General features: G+C 46.7%; 23 protein-coding genes. 17 read left to right on the top strand and 6 right to left on the bottom strand.

Annotation, left to right across the window (positions count from 1 at the left end; genetic code table 11):
* The first annotated feature begins 13 nt into the window (after nucleotides 1-13).
* From ACBP55_RS36765 to ACBP55_RS36730, 8 genes are all read left to right on the top strand, one after another.
* On the top strand, nucleotides 14-850 hold the full coding sequence (locus ACBP55_RS36765) for a sulfurtransferase (protein ID WP_029197945.1): 837 nt from the start codon (nucleotides 14-16) through the stop codon (nucleotides 848-850).
* A gap of 913 nt (nucleotides 851-1,763) precedes the next feature.
* Entirely contained in the window at nucleotides 1,764-2,102 is a 339-nt protein-coding gene (locus ACBP55_RS36760; RefSeq protein ID WP_464648489.1) for a hypothetical protein, read from the top strand.
* Between the two features lie 54 nt (nucleotides 2,103-2,156).
* Complete coding sequence (locus tag ACBP55_RS36755) at nucleotides 2,157-2,639, top strand: MarR family winged helix-turn-helix transcriptional regulator (RefSeq protein WP_464648488.1); 483 nt, start codon at nucleotides 2,157-2,159, stop codon at nucleotides 2,637-2,639.
* Between the two features lie 53 nt (nucleotides 2,640-2,692).
* Nucleotides 2,693-3,454, top strand: a complete 762-nt coding sequence (locus ACBP55_RS36750) for an SDR family NAD(P)-dependent oxidoreductase (RefSeq protein ID WP_464648487.1) — start codon at nucleotides 2,693-2,695, stop codon at nucleotides 3,452-3,454.
* Between the two features lie 311 nt (nucleotides 3,455-3,765).
* The gene (locus ACBP55_RS36745; protein ID WP_464648486.1) at nucleotides 3,766-3,924 is read left to right on the top strand and encodes a hypothetical protein; all 159 of its coding nucleotides are present in this window, start codon (nucleotides 3,766-3,768) and stop codon (nucleotides 3,922-3,924) included.
* A gap of 323 nt (nucleotides 3,925-4,247) precedes the next feature.
* Nucleotides 4,248-4,919, top strand: a complete 672-nt coding sequence (locus ACBP55_RS36740) for an ArsR/SmtB family transcription factor (protein WP_464648485.1) — start codon at nucleotides 4,248-4,250, stop codon at nucleotides 4,917-4,919.
* On the top strand, nucleotides 4,898-6,202 hold the full coding sequence (locus ACBP55_RS36735) for an MFS transporter (RefSeq protein WP_464648484.1): 1,305 nt from the start codon (nucleotides 4,898-4,900) through the stop codon (nucleotides 6,200-6,202). Before ACBP55_RS36740 ends, ACBP55_RS36735 begins: the two co-directional genes overlap by 22 nt.
* A 49-nt stretch (nucleotides 6,203-6,251) precedes the next feature.
* A complete protein-coding gene (locus ACBP55_RS36730) occupies nucleotides 6,252-7,823 on the top strand; it encodes an ABC-F family ATP-binding cassette domain-containing protein (RefSeq protein ID WP_464648483.1) in 1,572 nt (523 codons plus the stop codon).
* Nucleotides 7,824-7,879: 56 nt separating this feature from the next.
* Here ACBP55_RS36730 and ACBP55_RS36725 read toward each other — a convergent pair whose 3' ends face one another.
* Complete coding sequence (locus ACBP55_RS36725; protein ID WP_464648482.1) at nucleotides 7,880-8,536, bottom strand: DUF2306 domain-containing protein; 657 nt, start codon at nucleotides 8,534-8,536, stop codon at nucleotides 7,880-7,882.
* 227 nt (nucleotides 8,537-8,763) lie between these two features.
* Here ACBP55_RS36725 and ACBP55_RS36720 point away from each other — a divergent pair, with 227 nt between their 5' ends.
* Both ACBP55_RS36720 and ACBP55_RS36715 read left to right on the top strand, forming a co-directional pair.
* Complete coding sequence (locus ACBP55_RS36720) at nucleotides 8,764-9,399, top strand: TetR/AcrR family transcriptional regulator (RefSeq protein WP_464648481.1); 636 nt, start codon at nucleotides 8,764-8,766, stop codon at nucleotides 9,397-9,399.
* Nucleotides 9,400-9,415: 16 nt separating this feature from the next.
* Nucleotides 9,416-9,925, top strand: a complete 510-nt coding sequence (locus tag ACBP55_RS36715) for a DUF4188 domain-containing protein (protein ID WP_464648480.1) — start codon at nucleotides 9,416-9,418, stop codon at nucleotides 9,923-9,925.
* A 451-nt stretch (nucleotides 9,926-10,376) separates the two neighbouring features.
* On the opposite strand, the gene ACBP55_RS36710 is transcribed toward ACBP55_RS36715, so the two are convergent.
* Both ACBP55_RS36710 and ACBP55_RS36705 read right to left on the bottom strand, forming a co-directional pair.
* Complete coding sequence (locus ACBP55_RS36710) at nucleotides 10,377-10,688, bottom strand: DUF3817 domain-containing protein (protein ID WP_464648479.1); 312 nt, start codon at nucleotides 10,686-10,688, stop codon at nucleotides 10,377-10,379.
* A gap of 53 nt (nucleotides 10,689-10,741) precedes the next feature.
* Nucleotides 10,742-11,503: an exodeoxyribonuclease III gene (locus ACBP55_RS36705; protein WP_464648478.1), complete on the bottom strand. Its 762-nt coding sequence runs from the start codon at nucleotides 11,501-11,503 to the stop codon at nucleotides 10,742-10,744.
* A gap of 706 nt (nucleotides 11,504-12,209) precedes the next feature.
* Between ACBP55_RS36705 and ACBP55_RS36700 the strand changes: the two genes are divergently transcribed.
* The 3 genes from ACBP55_RS36700 to cysK all read left to right on the top strand — a co-directional run bounded on the left by ACBP55_RS36700 (nucleotide 12,210) and on the right by cysK (nucleotide 14,085).
* A complete protein-coding gene (locus tag ACBP55_RS36700; RefSeq protein WP_464648477.1) occupies nucleotides 12,210-12,350 on the top strand; it encodes a hypothetical protein in 141 nt (46 codons plus the stop codon).
* 28 nt (nucleotides 12,351-12,378) lie between these two features.
* Nucleotides 12,379-12,657 (top strand): hypothetical protein, encoded by a 279-nt coding sequence (locus ACBP55_RS36695; protein ID WP_464648476.1) that lies wholly within the window; start codon nucleotides 12,379-12,381, stop codon nucleotides 12,655-12,657.
* Between the two features lie 495 nt (nucleotides 12,658-13,152).
* Nucleotides 13,153-14,085 (top strand): cysteine synthase A, encoded by a 933-nt coding sequence (gene cysK / locus ACBP55_RS36690; protein WP_464648475.1) that lies wholly within the window; start codon nucleotides 13,153-13,155, stop codon nucleotides 14,083-14,085.
* Between the two features lie 90 nt (nucleotides 14,086-14,175).
* Here cysK and ACBP55_RS36685 read toward each other — a convergent pair whose 3' ends face one another.
* The 3 genes from ACBP55_RS36685 to ACBP55_RS36675 form a co-directional block, all read right to left on the bottom strand.
* Nucleotides 14,176-15,711, bottom strand: a complete 1,536-nt coding sequence (locus ACBP55_RS36685) for an MDR family MFS transporter (RefSeq protein ID WP_464648474.1) — start codon at nucleotides 15,709-15,711, stop codon at nucleotides 14,176-14,178.
* Nucleotides 15,712-15,842: 131 nt separating this feature from the next.
* Nucleotides 15,843-16,349 carry a hypothetical protein gene (locus ACBP55_RS36680; protein ID WP_464648473.1) on the bottom strand — a complete coding sequence of 169 codons (507 nt, stop codon included), beginning with the start codon at nucleotides 16,347-16,349 and terminating at the stop codon, nucleotides 15,843-15,845.
* Between the two features lie 651 nt (nucleotides 16,350-17,000).
* Nucleotides 17,001-17,783 (bottom strand): lipase family protein, encoded by a 783-nt coding sequence (locus ACBP55_RS36675; protein WP_464648472.1) that lies wholly within the window; start codon nucleotides 17,781-17,783, stop codon nucleotides 17,001-17,003.
* Between the two features lie 149 nt (nucleotides 17,784-17,932).
* On the opposite strand from ACBP55_RS36675, the gene ACBP55_RS36670 reads away from it, so the two are divergent.
* The 4 genes from ACBP55_RS36670 (at nucleotide 17,933) to ACBP55_RS36655 (ending at nucleotide 22,914) form a co-directional block, all read left to right on the top strand.
* A complete protein-coding gene (locus ACBP55_RS36670; protein WP_464648471.1) occupies nucleotides 17,933-19,648 on the top strand; it encodes an ABC transporter ATP-binding protein in 1,716 nt (571 codons plus the stop codon).
* A 145-nt stretch (nucleotides 19,649-19,793) separates the two neighbouring features.
* Nucleotides 19,794-20,864: an ABC transporter permease subunit gene (locus tag ACBP55_RS36665; protein WP_464648470.1), complete on the top strand. Its 1,071-nt coding sequence runs from the start codon at nucleotides 19,794-19,796 to the stop codon at nucleotides 20,862-20,864.
* Nucleotides 20,865-20,866: 2 nt separating this feature from the next.
* Nucleotides 20,867-21,823 (top strand): hypothetical protein, encoded by a 957-nt coding sequence (locus tag ACBP55_RS36660; RefSeq protein ID WP_464648469.1) that lies wholly within the window; start codon nucleotides 20,867-20,869, stop codon nucleotides 21,821-21,823.
* Between the two features lie 197 nt (nucleotides 21,824-22,020).
* Nucleotides 22,021-22,914, top strand: coding sequence for a methyltransferase domain-containing protein (locus ACBP55_RS36655; protein ID WP_464648468.1), 894 nt, complete (start codon nucleotides 22,021-22,023; stop codon nucleotides 22,912-22,914).
* The last annotated feature ends 218 nt before the right edge of the window (nucleotides 22,915-23,132 follow it).

Here is a 23,132-nt window from a genome sequence, read left to right as displayed (position 1 = left end):
GTGGCATGAACCTGTGGAAAATATCGTAAGTCAGACATGGCTGTTAGATCAGCTCGGCGATGCGAACATCGTGATTGCGGATTGCCGCTTTGCGCTAGGACAACCAGAATCAGGCAGACAGAATTATGAGAAAGACCATATAACAGGAGCTGTGTATGTAGACTTGGAGAAAGACCTATCCGGTGCCAAAATGGCGCACGGAGGCCGGCATCCGCTCCCTGATCTAGGTGCCTTCTCTATCCTCGTGGGCAACCTCGGGATCGATGGCACGAAGACCGTCGTGGCTTACGACGATCAAGGCGGAGCCATGGCTTCGCGGCTATGGTGGATGCTGAAATTCCTCGGTCACTCCGAGGTATACGTATTAGATCAAGGGTATTCAGCATGGAAAGCTGCTGGCTACCCGGTTACCGATGAAGTGTCTGCTGTGTTCCCGCGGACCTTCTCACCGAAGGTGCATCGCGCTATGCTTGCGAGCATGGACGAGGTCAAGGACAAGCTCGGCCGTCCGGGCACCGTGCTCGTTGACTCGCGCGAGGAGCGCCGCTACCTCGGCTTGGAAGAGCCGATCGATGCGGTGGCCGGCCACATCCCGGGCGCGCGCAGCTTCTTTTGGAAAGGCGTTCTCGGCGAGAACGGCGCTTGGTTGTCAGCTGCGGAGCAGGAACAGCATTTTGCCGCGCTGCGCGATGCCGATGAAATCATCGTCTATTGCGGCTCCGGCGTGACGGCTTGCCCGAACGTGCTGGGCCTTAGCGAAGCGGGCTTCGATAACGTGAAGCTCTACAGCGGTAGCTGGAGCGACTGGATTTCATATGAGGATAATCCGATTGCGAAGGGCGAAGAGTAAGAACTGAGAAGCCGCGTCATACGCGGGTTTGAGGGCTGTGACAGGTTGCCGAGAGGTGGGCTGTTGCAGCCCTTTTTGGGCTTATTGTTCAACAGTTTGCAAACAAGAAGTTGGGGAAAACAGTTGCAGAAACCCCGGAACTGGCCACAGTTGGGCAGTCTGGTCAGGTGGTTGTTGAATGTTCGTCCACTCTGCTTCCGTCCATACACAGTCACAGCGACCAAAGCGGAAGTTAGTTGTTCGTGTGTTGCTATTGGCATTTGAATCGTCCCGCTCATCTTTATTATTAAATTCTGGAAATCCAAATGGACAAGATATCTAAGTATATAACAAGAAAAGTTGCTAAGCTAAACAGGTAGTTTAAGGCAGCATATCGAGCAACAATTTAGTTGACTATCTACTTTTACACACATATACTTAGGTAACCTATTTAATTGTTTACCAATTTATTTAGTGATCTATGTATTTTAAAAGCGAAAGGAGTTAGTCCATTATGCGCATGCATGGATTGACCTATGACACGGGATTTCTAAGTGAAGGAACCAGCACACACCATGGTAACGGGGGCCGAACTCATGCTCTATGCCCGTGGCTTCTTTCCTGGCGAGACTCTGCAGGATCGCATCGCGGCTTTGTCCGAACCGACGGTTAGTCGTGCTGCGTTCGCTAATCTGCCGGCACTGCTCAACGGCTTCCTAGACGTCGTGCGAGCCCGGTTCGGGGGTCGCACGACATACGCTGCCCTTCCTACCGAACTGTAAACTGGGAACCTTTCGACTTTATCGCTGTCGATGCCTACAACTCTTCTGAGATTGCGGATCTTTATGCGGATTCAATCAAGAAGCTGGCCAACTCGAATAAGCCTCTGGTGATCTCCGAGTTCGGATGCACGACCTTCAAGGGCGCATTCAATTTGGGTGCACGGGGAATGTTCATCGTCGAGTGGGATGGCGCCCGCGCCGTTCGACTTAAGGGGATTTACGAGCGCGATGAGTCTGAACAGAGCCAATATTTCAACGATAGCATCAACGTATTTGAAGAAGCTGGAGTCGACACGGTATTCTGGTGTACCTTTGCTTGCCACAATTTGCCGTACGACGAAGACCCCAATCGCGATTTTGATCGAGCGTCTTACGTAATCGTGCGGGTAATGAAAGATAGCCATGGCACGACTTATCCCGACATGCCTTGGGAGCCAAAGGAAGTATTTTACACCATCGCAGCGCGATATGCAGCCGTAAAGGAGTCTTAGCACAATAGCGTCATTTCATCTGGAACCGATATTCTTATTCAAGGAGTGAATGAATTGTCGAATGAGCAGAAGGAAATCGCAAAGCAGTTAATGGAATCGTACTTCCAATCGCAAGTTAGCGGAAATATGATGCAGAATCGCGCGATATACAATCAAAAGCCAGGCGAGATCATGGTTCTCTATTTCATCAGCATGAATGTCAAGGATGACGGTCCGGGATTGATGGTTTCGGAAATAAGCGGAAAATTGAATGTTACTTCGCCAACGGTAACGCAGCATATCAACAGTCTGGAAGCACAGGAACTTGTCGAGCGTCATGCCGATCCTACCGATCGGCGAGTGGTCAGAATCCAGCTTACAGATAAAGGTAAAACGTATATACAACGCATTAATGAGGCCCGCCTTAATATGTTCGTTGATCTCGTTAACCATCTTGGGGAGGAAGAAAGTCTGCTCTTTGCCGAGATGATGAGAAAAGCCTCGGATTATATGCTCAAACAACAGGAATTTTATATCCGGAGTTTCTTTGTGGAGTAGTTCAATGAAGGAATCAAAACAAAGCGATTGATTAAAATTCAGGAGGAACGTATATGAAATATACGGTGATTACGGGGGCCAGCTCAGGAATTGGGTATGAAACGGCTCTTGCTTTTGCGGCTCGTGGAAAAAACTTAATCCTAGCAGCTCGCAGAACGGAGGAATTGGAAAAATTAAAATCAAAAGTGGCTGACCTTAACCCAGACCTGGATGTTATCATTCGAACGGTTGACTTATCCGTTACTGAGAATGTTTATGAATTCTACGAAAGTCTTCAGGATTATCGGATCGAGACCTGGATCAATAATGCCGGGTCTGGAAGCTTTGCTTCCGTTGGGGAACAAAATTTAAATAAAGTTGCAACGATGCTTCACTTGAATATTGAAGCCTTAACCGTTTTGACTTCTCTTTATGTGCGTGATTATGCAGATGTTGAAGGGACGCAAATCATCAATATTTCTTCGGGAGGAGGATACCAAATTGTCGGCAATTCTGTGGCATACTGCGCGACAAAGTTCTATGTAAGTGCCTTTACAGAAGGTATCGCGCAAGAATTGAAAGAAAAAGGAGCTGCCATGCAAGTAAAAGTCTTGGCTCCTGCTGCAACTGCGACTGAATTTATAAAAAGCGCTTTGGATTTAGATTCGTTTCATTATGAAGGAGTTGTTCCCAAATTTCATACTGCAAAAGAAATGGCTGGATTTATGATAGATCTTTATGATAGCGAGAAAGTTGTTGGCATCGTGAATGGAAATACGTATGACTTCGAATTAAGAGATCCGATTTATCCGTATGTGGGGAGGACAAGAAGCTAGTTTTTGAAAATCTATAAAAGGGGTATACTTCCCTGGCTCGAAACATACAACAAATGTTATAACCAAGGAAATGACCTATCCTGCAAACAACCATTCAACAACAATCTGCAAACAACAGTGTTACAGCACATCCATCCTTCCGGGTGCTACCTTGCTTCACTTGGCTTTTGTTGGCGTTCCTTTCGACTTGACCCGGCCACAGGAGGATAACTCGCCTTGGCTCAAACCATACTGTTCCGCTAGCCCCGTCGTCTACGGGCATCTTGCTCTAGAGTTGCTCCCAAGCGTAGCCAAGGGAGGTCGTTGCACATATGCGTTGGCGTATCCTCCGAGGCATTCCCGCCGCGTTGATCGAAACCCCTACTTTTGTACGTTGGAACCCTCCGAACATAGGGGTTCGTGGGGGAGTAAGAAGCTGGAGCGATTGGATTTCGTATGAGGATAATCCGATTGCGAAGGGCGAGGAGTAAGAACTGGGAAGCCGCGTTGGACGCGGGTTTGAGGGCTGTGACAGGTTGCCGAGAGGTGGGCTGTTGCGGCTCTTTTTTGTTGTATAGGAAATTATGATTTTCGAAGGCTGTGGATAAGATGTGCATAAAATTGGGGATAAGTGGTTTTGCTTCATCACCCGAAGGGTGATTTTATTCGAGGCTGCATGATTAAGCGCGTTTTCCGCGCTTATACAGTACGGATGCGCAGGACGGTCAGTTGAGAAGTCGATTATCTCTTGACGAACAGCCTACTTACATTCTAATATTCAATTAATGAATTGAATACGAAAGGATGAACGATTATGGAATCTGTACCTGAAGCAATCCCTTCTGCAAAAGAATTTAAAAATGAACTATTTCAGCAATTAGCCCGTGTGGGGAAGTGTCTATCCAGCGACAAGCGGCTTGAAGTCTTGAGCTTGCTTGCTCAGGGGCCAAAGTCGGTAGAGAAGTTGGCCCAAGTCACGGAGATGAGCGTGGCTAACGTATCCCGCCATCTGCAGGTTTTGCTCGATGCCAGGCTAGTGAAGTTCAGCAAGAAAGGTACATATGTCATCTATTCGTTGGCTGACCCTTCCATTGCCGCGTTTTTGTTTGCTTTGTGGCAGATTGGCGAGAGTCAGCTTGCGGAGGTTGCGCGGATTAGACAGGAATTTTTACACCACTATGAGGATGTGAGGACGCTTTCTTTGGAGGAAGCGAGGGCGAAGATAGAGACCGGAGAGATCATCCTGCTCGATGTACGATCGAGAGACGAATACGAGGCCGGTCATCTCTCGGGAGCCATCTCCGTACCGATGGAGGAGTTTGAATCTTATCTTCACAATCTGTCTGGGCCCGTTGAAGTTGTGGTGTATTGCAGAGGCCCCTACTGCATCAGTTCGACACAGGCTGTTGCCAAGTTGCAGCGGGAGGGGATCACGGCATACAAGCTGGAGGGGGGAGAGCATGAATGGCGGAAGGAAGCGAATTGATTAAAGAATACATTCATTCTCCTGAGAGACAGCAGCAGCTCTATCGGAGAACGCTAACGATCGTGATCATCGCCCAACTATTCGGCGGAGCGGGACTCGCGGCAGGCGTCACGGTCGGAGCACTGCTTGCTCAGGATATGCTCGGGACGGATAGCTTAGCTGGAGTCCCTTCGGCGTTGTTAACGCTGGGCGCGGCCTCGTCAGCACTGCTTGTCGGACGGCTTTCTGGGCGTCTCGGCCGTCGGGCAGGCCTAACCGCAGGTTTTCTTGCAGGGGGGATCGGCGCGATCGGAGTTGTATTCGCAGCCATCGCTAATAACCTTCCGCTTTTGTTCGCTTCGATGCTGATCTATGGCGCCGGCACGTCGACCAACCTGCAGGCGCGTTATGCGGGAACCGACTTAGCTCAGCCTAAGCAGCGTGCGAGAGCTGTTAGCTTAGCCATGGTATTCACGACCTTTGGTGCGGTTGCGGGGCCGAACCTGGTAGGGGTCATGGGACGATTTGCGACATCTGTCGGCGCCCCTGCTCTGGCGGGCCCGTTTATGCTGGCGGCAGTCGCTTTTATACTGGCAGGTCTGGTGATATGGGCATTTCTCCGCCCAGATCCGTATATCGTCTCTAAAGCTATCGCCGAAGCGCATCAAGCGAATCCATCCAAAACGGCGGTTGATGCGGATCTCTTGGCGCCAGCAGTCCGTAATCGGGGGATCATCATCGGGACGACCGTGATGGTCTTAACGCAGCTCGTGATGGTCGCCATCATGACGATGACGCCGGTCCATATGAAGCATCACGGACATGGGTTGAGCGCGGTGGGAATGGTGATCGGCATTCATGTCGCGGCGATGTTTCTGCCTTCCTTGGTAACGGGAGTTCTCGTGGACAAAGTCGGGCGTACGTTCATGTCCTACGCATCGGGGATCACGCTGCTGCTAGCCGGACTGCTAGCCGCATGGGCGCCGGCCGATTCGATGGTCTGGCTCATCGTCGCTCTGGCGCTGCTAGGACTCGGTTGGAACTTCGGTCTGATCAGCGGCACTGCGCAGATCATCGATGCGACATCCCCGGCAACGCGCGCCAAGACGCAAGGAACAGTAGATGTCCTTGTATCCTTGGCGGGGGCATCGGGCGGAGCGTTGTCGGGCATGGTCGTCGCCAATTCCAGCTTTGCCTTCCTCTCTCTTGCGGGCGGGTTCCTGTCTCTGCTGCTGATCCCGGTTATGATCTGGTTGCGCAGGGATCGGTCGATAGATCAAAACGAGAAGAGATTAGCACAGTGATCTAGTGTTATAATCACGCTAGACTGACGGAATTAGAAGGGTGATAGACATGAGTGTAATTCGTTTGGAAAACGTCACTAAGAAATATGAAGAGTCCCTGATCTTTCGCGATATCTATTTTCGCGTGACCCAAGGAGAGCGAATCGGCCTTATCGGGCGGAACGGTGCCGGTAAGTCGACGGTTTTTAAGCTGATTATGGGTAAAGAAGAGCCAACGTTCGGAAAAGTGGACATAGATCCGCAGGTTAAAGTAGGGTACTTCTCCCAATTCTCGGAAATGCGCGGAAGCCTGTCCGTACAGCAAGAGCTGGAAATGTGCTTCGAGCAGGTTGTTCTTATTGAACGGGAGCTGCAGGAAGTTGGAGAAAAGCTGGGTTTGATCACCGAAGACGGTGAAATGGATAGGTTGTTGACGAGGCAGGCAGAGCTATTCGAACAAATGGATCATTTGGATGGCTGGAACGTATCTGTCGAGATTAACACCGTTCTTACGAAGCTGGGGTTCAACGAGAGATCGCGCCATCAGCCTATCGACGAATTGTCCGGAGGTTGGAGAAACCGTGCTGCGCTTGCCAAGATGCTCATCGAGCTGCCTGATGTCGTTTTGCTCGACGAACCGACGAATTATTTGGATATGGAAGGTATAGCATGGTTGGAGCAGTGGTTGTATCGGTTCAAAGGCGCTATGATTCTAGTGTCTCATGACCGGCAATTTATTGACAAAGTAGTCACGCGAACGATCGAGATCGAGAACTATCATTTTCAGGAATACGAAGGGAATTATACGGACTACATTCGCAAAAAGAAGATGCGCAAGAAGGAATTGGACCGCCAGTTCGAGTGGGAGGAAGAGCTTCTTCTCATGGAGTCAGAAGCCATCGACAGCCGTGCAAGCAAGAAATCTTCAAAGGACCGTCTCTCCCGCCAGCTGGCGGATAACAAAAAGCGGATAGAGCCGCATCCCGTAAATGTTCTAATCACGGATATTTATGAGAAATTGCGCTTTCCGGACAAGCTGTGCGAGGTCAAGAAAATCGGACAGACCTATGATGATCGGCTGATCTTTCAGAACGTTAGCTTCGACATTCAGAAGGAAGACCGTTTAGTCATCGTTGGCCCTAACGGAAGCGGGAAGTCCACGCTCATTAAGGTGCTTACGGGTCAGGAGAAGCCTGAATCCGGCGAGGTGATTTGGGAGAAGGGCGTCAGCTACGCCTACTTCAACCGGATGTGGGAGGAGCTTAATCCTAAGGATACCGTCAGCCATGCGGTGAATACGTACGGTCTGGGATTGGATGCCCCGCGGAAAAAGGTGAACAAATTCCTATCCATGCTGCAATTCTCAGAGATGGATCTGAGTAAGTTCATCGGCAACCTATCCGGAGGACAGAAGGCCCGGGTCGCGCTAGCGAAATGCCTTCTTTCCGGTGCGGCGGTCATCATATTGGATGAGCCAACCAACCATCTGGATTTAACGAGCATTCAGGTTATGGAGCAGGCACTGATCCATTTTCCTGGAGCCGTCATTACGGTAAGCCATGATCGGTTCTTTATTGATAAAATCGGGACGAAAATGCTGACCTTTGATCCGGCTTTGGGAATAAGCGAGCAGAATTTATAGGACAGAGGGATGGCTCCTATTATTATAGGAGCCATCTTTTTAATGTCCACTCCTAACTACCGCACCAACGTCCTTCCGGTCGTACGCTTCTTTTCACCAATGAAAAGCTCTGCGAGCAACAAATTCGGTATCCAACAAATCCAGGCGATAACGAAAAAAGTATCGTTCGTATCGGTCAGTCCCAGAAATACCGCAGCCAGCGCGGTATATATCCGTAGGGTGATTGCCGCACAGCTGAGCGCGTAATTACGTACCATCCAGCGGCCATGATCGGCCTTGTCGCGATCGACGATGATGCTCTTTAGACTACGGAAGAGTGTGTAAAGCCATAGGACTGACAGCGATCCGAAGCCAAGTTGCGCGAACCAACCGCCATTCGCATAGAAAGCTAAGTACAGACCAGTTAAGCCCCCGATTGTAATCATTATGGAGTACATATAGCCAATCAAACGGTGAATGTTCGGTGCATGGTGGCGAAGCTTCTTGATAAACTGTAGCCAACCTATTGCAAGTGCTACTCCAGCTGAGATGGCATGAGCCCAGAGGATGTTGTACCACAAATCGGGCAAACTGCCTTTTCCCGTTACTAGCGGCTGCTTACGGAGGTGGTCAGGCGATCCGTACATGATCAAAGCATAAGCTCCAATTGCCAAAGCCAAAAAAACCAATAGTCCAAATGCCCAAGCGCGAATCGTACTTCGTCGTACTCCCATTATTTATCCCTCGCATTCGTTCTTTTTATCACTGAGTTGATTCTAACACCAAGGTAACCACCTTCAAAGCGACTTCAGACGGAGTGAAGGCCCCACCCAAAGTCGGGGATGGAACTGCAATGAAGCCTTTTTTAGGGGGCATTTTATAAATTACTTTATCTTGACAAAATAACTTAACTCGTGTTAAATTATTTACTGAGGTTAACTGTAATTATAGGAGATAACTCATGGACAGCTCAGCTATTTCATTAAGGGAATTAAAAAAGGCTAGAACCAAAGTGGCCTTGTATGAAGCCAGTTTGTCACTAATAGGAGACAAGATGTTTCGAGATATGATGCTCGACGATATTTGCCGCAAAGCGGAGGTATCCCGTGTTACGTTCTTTAAGTTTTATCAGAAAAAGGAAGACTTGCTCGTTTATTTTATGCGTGTTTGGTTAACGGAACGTATCATTGAGATCGAAACGGAGGGTAAACGCGGGTTCTCGGTTATCCAGCATGTGCTCCATAAAGTGGCGGAAGAGACGGAGGAAAGAGCAGGATTAATGCCAAGCTTGATATCTTTTCTGGCAGAAATGAACATGCATCCTTGCATGCCGGAATTGAGTGAAGCAGAGGTTCATCTGTTGTTCCCTGATCATGAGGAAGTTGGCGCGCAGACACCTGATATGTTCAATCTTTTTCATCGCTGCATGACGGAGGCGGAGGCTGAAGGAAAGCTAAGAAAAGAATTTACGGTAGAAACAGCGGTAAAAGTTTTGTTTACGGTGTTTTACGGAGCATTTCTGACCGCTCAACTATATGGTTCCAAGGATATTAAGAGCTTTTATAACACCCATTTACAATTGCTTGAAAATAGGTAAAAGGAGCGATGAATGAATGAGCAAAGTAATTCCAGGCAGATTTACGGCGCAGATGGATGGTCCTTTCGTTGTCTTTATCATCGGGATGAGAGTGAACAAATTATGGGCTCTTCATAAGTGGCTGCCTGTGGCCAAGGCAATGAGTCCGATGCTTCAAGAATTGTATCGCAACCCTGAATTAGGCTTTTTGGATGCCAGTTTTCATCTCTCTTGGCGAGGCGTGACCCTTGTCCAGTATTGGAAAACGTTTGAGCAATTAGAGCACTATGCTAGGCATGGTGCAACCCATTTAGAAGCGTGGCGTAATTTTAATAAAAAGGTTGGAACGGACGGCGTGGTCGGGATCTACCATGAAACCTATCTGATTCCTGAAGGAAATTACGAGTGTGTCTATAACAACATGCCTGTCTCTGGTCTTGCAAAGGCTGGAAGTCACGTCCCCGCTGTCGGAAAACGAGAAACGGCAAGCAGAAGGCTTGGGCGGGATGGAGAGCCGGCTGTTCCAACACCTTCTAATCCGATATAAGTGATTTCGGCGATGGATAAGTCGTGGCCGCGATGATTCCAATAGGCTAATCTTTACGGACTGTGATAGGCTGCCTTCGGGTAGGCTGTTGCAGTTCTTTTTGTCATGGAGGAAATGCTTCAGATGCGGATAGTCAGGGGATATCCCCCTCTCTAGTAAAATTTTGTAGAATCTTGACCTAATTTGTCATCTAAATATGCTAGAATAATAGAAATGCATGGCTATAAATCCGTCAGGTCTTATATTCGCAGTCGAAATTCACGTCGTAATACATACGGATATTAGTTGTGCGGTTTTGTAGGCTGTGACAGTTCGCCTTTGGGCAGGCTGCTGCAGCCTTTTTGTTTTGCGAAAGTCTTGAATTTTAAGACTTAATGAATAGCAAAAGAACCCCAAAGAAGGGGTTCGAAGAAGTGCAATGATGAAATAAAGCGGCATGAACATCGTCTGTCTAAGCCCTCTTTTTCGGGTCAACTGGACGACTCTTCTTTAGCTCCAACTCCTCGTTATGGATCATACGATCTTGTTTGATGAAGAGGAACGGGATGAAAATACAGCCAATAATAAGGAGTGCCCGGTTCAAGTTCCAACGTCGTTGCACAAAAGCTTGCACCGCCGTTAAGATGTAAAGCACGAACATCACGCCGTGAAACATACCTCCGATGGAAACGAGTTGAGGCTGGTCCAAAAAGTATTTAAACGGCATGGCTATAAGCAGTAGGAAAAGATAAGAAATACCTTCAATATAGCTTGTTAGACGCAAACGTCCTAAGGATGTGGTTAGAATAATAATCGCTCCAATCTCGTTTTCAACGTTTAAGAGGTCAAATCGAGCTCTAATACGACAGGGCAATGATCGCTGCCCAATATTTCACAGTCAATTTGTGCATCAACGATCTTAGGACCTAGTCTGGTAGAAGCAAGGAAATAGTCGATTCTCCATCCCACATTCCGCGCTCTTACGCCTGGCATATTAGACCACCACGAATAGACATCTGTCCGATCAGGGTAGAGGTGTCGGAACGTATCGATAAATCCTGCATCCAGCAATTCTGTCATTTTGCCGCGTTCCTGAGGGGTGAAGCCCGAATTATTGAGATTCCCTTTCGCATTCTTGATGTCAATTTCATGGTGGGCAACATTCAAATCGCCGCAAACGATAACTGGCTTTTGGGCGTCCAATTGCAAGAGGTAGCTGCGAAAACGATCTTCCCACTCCACCCGGTAATCCAGCCTAGAGAGATCACGTTTCGCATTAGGTGTATATACGGTCACGAGGTAGAAATCGTCGAATTCCAACGTGAGTATCCGACCCTCCGGCTCTTCGTTCTCCTCCATACCATATCTCACTGAGAGCGGTTGAATTCTTGTGAAAACGGCGGTGCCGGAATATCCTTTTTTCACTGCATAATTCCAATATTGTGTATAGATTTCGCCCAGTTCTAGGTTAATTTGTCCTTCCTGCAGCTTCGTCTCTTGAAGACAGAATATATCTGCATCCGTTTGCCCGAAATAATCAATAAACCCTTTATTGACGCATGCTCTTAACCCATTAACGTTCCAGGATACTAGTTTCATTTTCATCTTTTCCCCTTGCTTCTCACCGTCATATATAGTTCAGTTTACCATAAGTTCATCCTCGTCGGCGATTTCTGAGGATCGGAGAAACTTTATACATCCTTGCACGCGCACTACCTTCTACTAGGCATCCACAAGCTCCGTTTCTCCTAGACATACACATCAATTCATCTACTATTTCTCCTTCCACTCCCTCGACATATCCGCCATTGGATTATATACAATAGATTTCTGTTTCCTACACGGAATCTGCAAATAACTTTTTGAGAGTCCATTACTAAAAGTAAGTTAGTATTAAAGGTGAGCATGTATAGAGAACGCATAGGCGATGAAATTTCCGCTTAAATCGCCAAAAACCCGCGCCGTTATGTGGATTGTCCCTCGCTAGAGCGAGCTAACTCTTCCACAATGCTGCCTATACTAACTTTCAGCATAAATTTAATTAAATAGGAACATGTCCGTGTCCTTTTGCTTGATTTTATCATTAACTAAATTACTACTTTAAGTGAGGTGTTATAAATGAGCGACCGAGCATCTGAGCTCCTCAAAACTATTAACAAATTAACCAAAGAGCAAGAGAAAGAAAAAGAGGAACTTAAAGAAGTAAACCACAAAATAAGGCAACAAGTGAAACGGCTTATCCCTTTGCTTCAAAAACTGCTTTGATGAAGAGCTTGCCACATACTTGTACGAGGAGGGGATTTAAATGAGCACTAAGCTTGCCAGGGCGATTCGCAAATTAAACCATGAGGCTAAGGAACTCAGTGAAACTATTGAAAAAGAAGAACGGAAAACAAAAAAACTAACGAGAATAGCCGAACGCTTGATTAAACAAATTATCGAATAATTCAATTTCAACGGAAGGAGGTTCTTTCATGATTACACCAATTCAAAAAGACCTTTTAGGTGCAATTTTACGGATACTTATTGACATTGACAAGACCATTGAACGCGCTGAAATTGATCAACGTCTTATTAGAAGAGCAATCGTTGAGGGAGCAAAACATGAGAATGAAGGTGAATTAAGGTTAGCAGAAGGTGATTTCAGAGAAGCATCTGATTTAAACCAAAGTTTAAGAGAAGATAGGAGACACCTGGAGAGACTATTGAGGGCATTTAGTCTCTTGAACGATGCATTATTCAGAACCCTTTAATAGTAGCAAGCTCAAAAAGCATCCTAGCGAGCTTTTCATGGGTTCGTTGTTTTTTTGTGTCATTCAGCATTTGCATGGAGGGATACGGAACTCTTCTGAGAGTTAGAATAAAATACAGCTTATCCTGCATTTTGCATCACCTAATGATCATCTGCTGCAAAACGACTTAATATACCGGATTCCTGTGGCAAACTGAGTTGATAACAAACGGCTTCCCTGTCCCTAACAAGATGGAGGAAGCCTTTTTTGCGTCTTTTATCGGTATCGTAACTTAATAGCTTGTACCTCCTCTGAATATAAAAAAACGCCCTTTCGCCACAAGGCTAAAGGACGTTCTTCGTCTACGGTGATTATACCAAATCAGCATAATATAAGAAAATAGCTTACCAATCTATCAGCATTATTGATTTATTTTTCCACTGGCATGCGTGATATACTGTATTTATCCGATTAAGTTCATGGGTTTAATATACAAAAGGAAGGCGAGGTTTTCTTATGACGAAAATTTATAGCAATTTGACAGAGTTAATCGGTAATACGCCGCTGCTCGAGCTCTGGAATTATAATAATCGGCATGGCCTTGAGGCCAAGGTCGTTGCGAAGCTGGAGTATTTTAACCCGGCTGGCAGTGTAAAAGATCGTATCGGTTTCGCCATGATTAAAGAAGCTGAAAAATCAGGAAAGATCAATAAAGAGACTGTCATTATTGAGCCTACCAGCGGAAATACAGGAATCGCTCTTGCTTTTGCAGCGGCTGCGCTAGGGTATCGATTAATCATTATATTGCCAGATTCTTTTAGTATAGAACGCAGGAAATTATTAAAGGCTCTAGGTGCAGAACTTGTTCTCACTCCAGCCTCTGAAGGCATGTTAGGAGCAATTCGAAAAGCAGAGGAATTAGCTGGCAAGATGCCAAACTCATTTATACCGCAGCAATTCAGCAATCCAGCTAATCCGGAGATTCACAGAAATACCACGGCCGAAGAAATATGGATAGATACAGACGGTAAAGTGGATATAATCATCGCGGGCGTCGGTACGGGAGGGACGATTACGGGTGTGGGTGAGATACTGAAACAGAGAAATCCATCCGTTCAAGTGATAGCCGTCGAGCCCGCGGATTCACCCGTTTTATCAGGTGGCAGTCGTGGCGCACATCATATTCAGGGCATCGGTGCCGGGTTTGTTCCAGATAATTTCAGAAGTTCAGTTGTCGATGAGATTTTTACAGTGAGCAATGAGGATGCCGTAACGACGGCCCGTGAACTTGCCAAAACGGAGGGTCTGCTGGTCGGTATCTCATCCGGCGCAGCTGCTTACGCAGCAAGTGAAATTGCCAAACGACCTGAGAATAAAGGGAAGACCATCGTGGTTATCCTGCCAGATACCGGTGAGCGGTATTTGTCTACGAATCTATTTGATGAGTAATAAGCTAAGCAAAAGAAAGATCAGGAATCCGCGGTGGATCTCTGGTCTTTCTGTGTTCCGCGGTTTTGAAGGAACTTGCCTTAAAGCCTCCTAATGCGATGCGACCGCGAACGTTTCTTTCTCCTTTTCGATCACGAGCTTCTCTTTGCTCATGGCAAAAGCGGCTGCTAAAGCGAGTACTGCAGGGATAAGTCCCCACGCAAATGTGGCCACGATGGAGGAGGAGAGTCCTTCTGATATTTTCCCGAGGACTTGCTCTGGAATTTGAGTGCGAGTCGCCGGGTCAAGCAGAGCATGCGGGTCTTTAAAGTCTAAACCATTCGGCATCGCGGATTGACCGTTCCCCGCGAAGGCATCCGATAAATGCCGGGTTAACGAATGGCTTTGAATAATGCCGAAGATGGTGATTCCGATCGTCATGCCGAGTGAGCGAAGGAAATTCAGCGTAGAGTTCGCAGCCCCTCGTTGACTGGCAGGTACGGAATGAATAGCAGCGTTACTGAGCACAGAGAATGAAGCGCCGATTCCCAAGCCGACTAATATCATATAGGCCGTGATAAGCAAACGCGATGAAGCTGGGGTCAACGTAATCAGCAGTGCCATACCAGCCACAAGCAAAATGAGGGTGGAGATCAGGATGGCTCGATATGAAAATTTACTAATGAGGAAGCCGCCTGCAGTAGCTGTAACTACAGTGCCAAGCATCATAGGCAGAAGTACGAGACCTGAGTTCGTTGCGTTTCCTCCGAGAACACCTTGAATGAAGATCGGTATATAGACAGATGCCGTAATGAAGGCTGCTCCGCTTAACATGGCGATCGCATTGCTTGCCGAATAGAGGCGATCCCGGAACATCCGGAAGGAGATAATCGGCTCCTCTGCCCGCGTCTCCGCATAGAGGAAAATTACTGCGAGAAGAGCAAATCCAGTAAATAAGCTAATGATCTGAACGGAGTTCCACGCAAATTGCTTACCGCCAAGCTCCATGGCAAACATTAAGCAGACGATGGCACCTACAAGCGAGAATGCGCCGGCCCAGTCGATACGCTGTTTAGCATGCTGGAGGGATTCCTTATAGAAAATGGCGATCATCAGGAAGGAAACCAGTCCTAGTGGTAAATTAATATAGAAAATCCATTCCCATTTGATATAGTCCGTCATATAAGCGCCAAGGAGCGGCCCGAAGATGCTGGACATACCGAACACGGCTCCAAACAATCCCATTAGCTTGCCTCTGCTTTCCGGTTTAACGGCATCGAACATGATTGTGAAAGCGATGGGAACCAAAGCACCGCCGCCAATGCCTTGTATAGCCCGGTACAAGCTTAACTGTACGATTGAGGTGGCTGTTCCACAAAGAGCAGATCCTAACATAAACATTAAGATACCAAAGATGAAAAAACGCTTACGTCCATACATATCCGATAATTTACCAAAAATCGGCATTCCTGCCATTTCAGCGACCATGTAAGCCGATGTAACCCAAACGAATTTATCGAGTCCACCGAGGTCTGCGATAATGGAGCCCATGGCGGTTGCGACGATGGTATTGTCCATCGAAGCCATTAGAATGGCTAGCAGTAATCCGGCTATAACAATGCCGGTTTGATTCGTTGATTTCGTCATGTGATCATTTCCCTTCTTTACTCATTCATTTGTATAAACCGATTATAAACAAATAACCCTGACAAGAGTCTGTCAGGGTTGAAACCGAGTGTGGAAAAGAATTGTGGAAAAGAATGTTTTGTAGAAGTAGTCTATGAAATCGTCTTACGCTTCGGAAAGAGCACCAGGTAAAGGGATAAATGAATAGATTGCAAAAATAAATAGATCGGTATGGAATAAACGAGCTGATACCCATGCTTGTAATGAAAAATACCAACAAGTACGCTAAACCACTCGACACCTATGCCCATAGACGTCCAGAGTAAGATGTAGGGTATCGTGTAAAAACCGCGTACACCCCATTTTTCGTAAAAATAAATAAATATATAACCAAATGGTGCATACATCAAATAGGAGAAAATATCAAACAGCTGATAACGGGATTCGTCACCCACATCGTAGAAATCAAAGGGCGGGACGGCAATGGTATGATCAAACATAAGACCAAAAACGACCCCAATCAACAAATTAAACAAGCTCTGTGTTAAGGTAAACTTTTTCGGTAATAGCCAAATAGCAAGGGTCCCTATGACAATCATCGCAATGACGAACCATTCATTTCCGTTAAATCTATTATCGTAAATGATTACGTCGTTCATAGAGATCGCTCCTTTTGCTGTAGATGTTTTAACATACGGCCGATCCAATAAGTGAGAACCATCATTGATACAATGAGTAAGCACTCATAGAAAATGTTCCACCTCTCATAGGTTATTGCACCATTGAATCTTAGGAATTGGCCTATGCACATGATAAAAGAGAATGTATACAGAGATATGCCTATTTTTGTGCTTCGTTTCAATGTGGTCAGATAGACATTAGCAAAAGTGAGAAGGGTTATTGAAAAGGTGAAGTCCCTATGTAAAATAACCGAAAGGAATTCAGGTACCTTTTTGCTCAGATGGAAAACTCCTACAGTGTCACTTAAGATCGTTAATTTGTTAATGTCCACGATAGCCAAGAGCATGTACAGAAGCACGTTCGTAACGACAGACAACTTATTGGGCAGAAAGGCAAATAAATGGATACTAAACCAAACAAAAAGCAGGCAAATGACTAGAATCAAGGCAGGGCTCCTTTGCGACAAAATAGTCGAATAGTGTAAAAAGACGCAATTCAGTATCGACTCCTATTTTTACCTTTATTGCGTTGTTTAAACCATCTATTAGGAGGGAGCAGTTGACCTCTAAGTAAACAAAAAAAGATTACCTTTAACCCTTCCTTTCTTGGCCAGGTGGTTGGCAATCTTTTCAGTTCGGGCAAAATCCCGGAGTCTTAGCGTATAACTGCTTCGTGAAGCGGGGATCCAGCTTGGCAAGTTCATTAAAATAGTTGCTAATCGAGTGATTAGCGGAGACGGAACCTCCTTGAAAAGTTAATTCAACTCCCTTTTTTACATGAATATAGTGATAAACCTGATCCGTTCGAGGAGATTTATAAATGAAGGGCGGAAGTAAGGGGACGACGTCGTTGGTATTATAGATCCGATAGTGAGGCCCGGTCCTGCGGTCGAAAAGACTAGCGAATGCCTGATTTCCAACACGCGGTGAAGCATAGGTATATACGGAAGGATTTTGAAATTTCGTGTTTGTGGAAATATCGGCCGCGCATAAAGCAGCGAGAGCTCCTCCAAGACTGTGGCCTGTGATGTATAGCGTTTTCTCCGTAGAAAGTTTGTTTAGTGTTGTCACAATCGATTTGCGGGCTGATCGGTAGATGTCGAGAAATCCCTCGTGTACGAGGCACTGCTCTTTTGAGTAAGGAAACTGGGTTTGCCTAGCAATGGCATCGGAAATCCAATCGGAAGTCGTATGCGTGCCTCGAAATACGATAACAATTTGTCGATCAGATTCGGCAATAAAGCCGAAAAACCTTTTTTTACTCAGGATGGAAGTCGCCTTGAAGGAGGAAACCATCCGGTAATTGTTTGGCAAGATAACGCTTTCGGGACCATTTTCAAATTGGCCATAGCTTTGGCTGCACATAGCTGCTAGAAAGATAGCCGTCCGTGTATCTAATGAGTTGCTGAGCATAAGTCCATTCCTCCATACACACAGGATGCCGTTTCCCTATATATATGAAAAGATTGGACACCTGTCCTCGGACAATGGCCTATTTTCTAGAAGGCATTCAGCTGGCAGACCCTATCAGGTATAATAGGCGAAGGAAGGTGGGGATACATGTGTTAAAACGCTTTTTTTCGTATTATCGGCCCTATAAGCACTTATTTATTTTGGATTTTACCTGTGCGGTTGTGGCTGGGCTACTAGAACTGGGTTTCCCGCTTGCTGTTAATCAGGTCGTTGATAAATTGCTTCCTGCCGGGAATTGGAATTGGATTCTTTGGGCTTGCGCGGGTTTGCTTGCTGTCTACGGACTCAACACGGTGCTAAATTTCATAGTCACGTATTGGGGGCATAAGCTAGGGATTAATATCGAGACGGATATGCGAAAAAAGATGTTCGATCATCTGCAGAAGCTCTCATTTCGGTTCTATGACAATAACAAAACGGGTCAATTGATGTCCCGAATGGCAAACGATCTGCTTGAAATAGGTGAAGTTGCGCATCATGGTCCAGAGGACTTGTTCATTGCGGTTATGACGCTGATCGGTGCACTTCTGCTTATGCTTCATATTAATATGAAGTTAGCGCTCTTAACCTTCGTTATCGTCCCATTTTTGCTATGGATAGCGGTGTATTTTAATCAAAAAATGACTAAGACGTTCCGTCGAATGATGGGCGATCTCGCCGATATTAACGCAAGAGTCGAAGATAATATTGGAGGGATTCGTGTCGTTCAAGCTTTTGCAAATGAGTCCTATGAGAAGAAGCTGTTTGAAGATAACAATGGACGGTTCCGGCTGACAAAGCTGCTGTCCTATAAAATTATGGCGTGGAATGTCTCGCTGAGTTATATTTTGATGCGTTTGGTAACGGTTTTCGTCCTTATTTGCGGCACTTGGTTCGTAATCGACAAGCAGATTACCTATGGTGAATTTATTGCTTTCGTTCTCTTAACGAATGTTTTTCTGGGCCCTATTCAGAAAATTAATAATGTCATTGAAAGCTACCCAAAGGGAATTGCCGGCTTTAAACGGTATGTGGAAGTCATTGATACGGAGCCTGAGGTATCTGATCAGCCGAATGCTGTGAAGGTTAGTCATCTCGAAGGTCAAATTACGTTCGACTCGGTGTCATTCGGCTACGGGGATGAAGCCCGTGTATTGAATGAGATCAGCTTATCCATTCGCGCAGGAGAAACCGTTGCTTTCGTGGGACCATCGGGCGCTGGAAAGACCACGATCTGCAGCTTGCTGCCCCGATTCTACGATGTGAGCGCGGGCAGCATTTCCATTGATGACCTCGATATTCGCGGCATCCAGTTGGAGTCGCTGCGCCGTCAGATCGGCATCGTGCAGCAGGATGTGTTCCTGTTCTCCGGCACGTTGCGGGAGAACATTGCGTACGGCAAGCTTGGCGCGACGGATGAGGAAATCTGGGAAGCTGCGCGGCGCGCGCAGCTGGCGGGTTATATCCAGACGCAGCCGAAGGGGCTGGATACGGTTGTCGGAGAGCGCGGCGTCAAGCTCTCTGGCGGTCAGAAGCAGCGCCTCGCGATCGCGCGGATGTTCTTGAAGAATCCGCCGATTCTCATCCTCGATGAGGCGACGTCGGCGCTCGACACGGAGACAGAGGCGGCGATTCAGCAGTCGCTAGCCGAGTTGTCGCGTGGCCGCACGACGCTAGTCATTGCTCACCGGCTGGCGACGATCAAGAATGCCGATCGTATCGTCGTCGTGACGGCGCAAGGCATTACCGAGCAGGGCGGACACGAGGAGCTTATCGCTGTGGGCGGTGTTTACAGCCGCCTGCACCAAGCGCAGTTCAGCTCTTAAGCCGGGTTGCAGCGAGCTAGCTTTGGCTAGTTTCGTTGCGGCCTCTTTTTATTTCCAAGTATAGGATAGATCTTCCAAATGAATCGTGATAAACTATGAAAATAGTTATCTACCATCGGTGAATAATAGAACGAGGTGACAATAGTTGAAGTCGATATTTCGGTGGCTGTTGCTTGGCTTATTTACACTCGTGTGCATTTTCTTTCTAAGCAATATCCGTAATGCCTTCTTATCTGCGCAGCCAGATCAGATTCGGGTCGCAATAGGTCCGGATACGAGCATCCAGAAAATAAGTGAGCAGCTGCCTGGCAGTCAAGTTCTAAATGAAAAAGCGGGCATACTGTCTGTTCCTTATGGAAAGTCGTGGGACTATATCGGAAAGACATTGTCGATCAAAGGCATATTTCGTGCGACCACTGTGCCTCTCGAGCATCCCATTATTTCCTGGCGTTATTACGGTTATTCGCTGAAAGAGCAAATCATAGGATTCGCACAGGGGGATTTAGGTAAATTCCGCAGTCCTTTCAATAGGAAAGAGGTTGCTGTTCTTGGGGAACTCCCCAACATGCTTCTTCGTACATGCACTTATTTCATTCCTGGTTTATTGCTCGCGATTGTGCTTAGTGTGCTATTTGCGATGATAGCCTCCATGTTCCGCCGATTAGGTGCCTTGATGGATGGTGCGCATGGCCTGCTTGTCGGCTTGCCTGATTTTTTCTTAATCGTTCTCATCCAATTGGGGGCGATCTATGCGACGAAATATTTGGGGCATTTTGTGCTGCTTATTGTTCAAGTCGGCGATAAAACGCCGTTCCTCATCCCGTTTCTCACGATCGCACTGATTCCCTCGGTCACCATCTACGGCACCCTTCGCATTGCGATTGCGCGTGAGCTTGGGCAGGATTATGTCGTTACCGCATTAGCCAAAGGATTAACCCGCAGAGAGGTGCTCGTTTCTCACGTTATGCGAAATGTAATGCCTGATTTGCTGGCAATCTTACCCAAAGCGACCACACTGGCACTCGTCAGTATGGCTGTTGCAGAAGCAATCTGCGGAATCTCAGGTTTGGGAGGCTTTATTGTATCCCCAGCTTTACAGAGTGTTTCTTCTATGTCGGCTATCTGTATGGCGCTTGCACTAGTCGCTATGGCTTTTCATGTGTTCTACGCACTCTTGCGTAGGAAGTTTATTGTTCGTACAGGGGAGGCGGTTTGAAGATGATGAAACGCTCCTCAACGGCTTACTACTGTTCGATTGCACTCATCGTGCTCATTCTGCTTGTGATGATATTCGGCTCATGGCTGGCGCCCCATGGGATTACGCCGGATGACAAGATTAATATGATCCAATATCAAGAAGACGGTAAAACGAGATACAGCATACCGCCATATGCGCCGAACAGCACCTTCTTGCTGGGCACCGATCATAGGGGTTTTGATGTGCTGAGCTTATTGCTGAATGGGTTGAAATATACATTGGGTACGGCGTTAGCGTTAACCTTGTTTCGCTTTGTTTTTGCTCTCCCATGGGGATTGTGGAGCGGAACCACAGGCAAGGGATGGGGCATTCTTCGCTCCATGCAGTGGGTCGTTTCCTCGATGCCTGCCTTTGTCTTCTTGTTCCCGCCTTTAGCAGGCATGTACTTTGGGCTGCGGCTTGATCAGGGGCTGAAGGCAGACCCGCATTACCAGCTGCTGTTCACGGTTACTTTTGTCAGCCTAGTCACATTCATTGGGATATTCCCTTTAGCCCATCAGGTGGCAGATCGGACACGTTATTATAATGAACGGCTATTTATTGAAGCGTCCCGTTTGATGGGCGGTTCTTTCTTCCACCGAACGATGCGACATTTGGTTCCCTGTATGAGAAATGAAATGTTGTTCATCTTCCTAAGCGAATTCATGCAGGTGCTCTTCTTGTTAGGGCAGTTAGCTGTATTTAACATTGTACTTGGCGGCATTGAGACCATTGGTGATAGCGATGCTGGCTATTCCATCGCCATTACCACATCGGGTGAATGGTTATCGCTAATCGCCTATGGCTCAAGGTACATTCGATTGCATCCATGGATTATTCTGAGTGCAGGTACCAGCTTCGCAGGACTATTCCTAGCGCTGCAGTTTTTCTTGAATCAGCTCAAACGCCGCTACGGCAGTGAACGTCAATTGATGTGAAGTAGAAAAGGTCGGGGTTCCATCCTAAGGATGGGCTCCCGACCTTTTTCCATGCGAATTATTGTAATGAGCTGAGTCGAATGTCCAATCTAGCAGCTACGCAGGCATTATTCTATTTTTTATTAAAACGTAAATTAAATGTTACTATAACACATAATATGTGTTAAAATAATAAAATCATAAGGAGGGTACCTAACGTGGAGGACAAAAATGATAAAACCAAAAGACTCTCTGTGTACTTACCGGAGAAAGTAAAGTCGGATCTCGAGCAAATGGCTGACGAAACGGGTCTGTCGATGACACAACTAATTGTGATGGCCACGCATGGCTTGCTAGCCAATTACTCCGCACAGGGAGGCGCTATTTTTGCTGATTTATTGGCAGCCAGACAGCGGATTATCCACGAAGTGAAGGATAAGCATCAGCTTTTAAACGAGGAAAAAGTAAAAATGCAAGACTACTACGGCGCCCGAGCGGAAGAGTATGAACGGATTTACCACCGGGAGGATGCTGAATTCCAACAAGAGCTTGCCCTTCTGGCCGAAATGATTAGGAAGCAGGTGGAAGGTCGCAACGTTCTTGAAGTAGCCTGCGGGACCGGGTATTGGACCGAAATTGCTGCGAATACGGCTAAGCACATCTTAGGTGTTGATATTCGTCCTGAAGTGCTCCAAATTGCTAGATCGAAGCCTTGGCCAGCTTCCAATGCAGTATTTGTTCAGGGGGATGCGTACCAGCTCTCCGAAATGACTGGGGCATTCGACTTTGGTCTTGCCAACTTCTGGTTTTCGCATATTCCGAAGAATCGGATCGAGTCATTTTTGCAGAGTTTCCACCAACGTCTAGGCACAGGTGCCCGCGTCTTTATCGCTGATAATGTTTATGTACCTGGAAGAGGCGGAGAGCTGATAACGAATGAACATAGTGAGGATACCTACAAAAGACGCGAACTAGCTGACGGATCCATGCATGAAATTATCAAAAACTACTACTCGTATGAAGAACTGAACGATATTTTTAAGCCTCTATCGCAGCATTTACGCATATTTGTGGGAAGCAACTTCTGGTATGTTAGCTACACAGTTGCTTAAAGAGTATTAGGTGAAATATTCCATGTCTATCTTTCGCAAATAGAGAACTTGTCGGAACCGAAGATATTGCTCTTTTCGCGCCAGTTGGTAGCACTTTTCTATGGGATTCCATTTCAGGCTTGAATCGCAGACGTTGCTAGAAGCTTATATGATAGTGTAGATCGCTTATTGGTGGCAATTGATCGAGATAAACATTAGAAAAGCTTAGTCAAGGCCCT

It is taken from the genome of Paenibacillus sp. WG02, assembly GCF_055396115.1.
The sequence above is the reverse complement of the archived record's forward strand: the minus strand, read 5'-3'. Positions and strand labels throughout refer to the sequence as shown.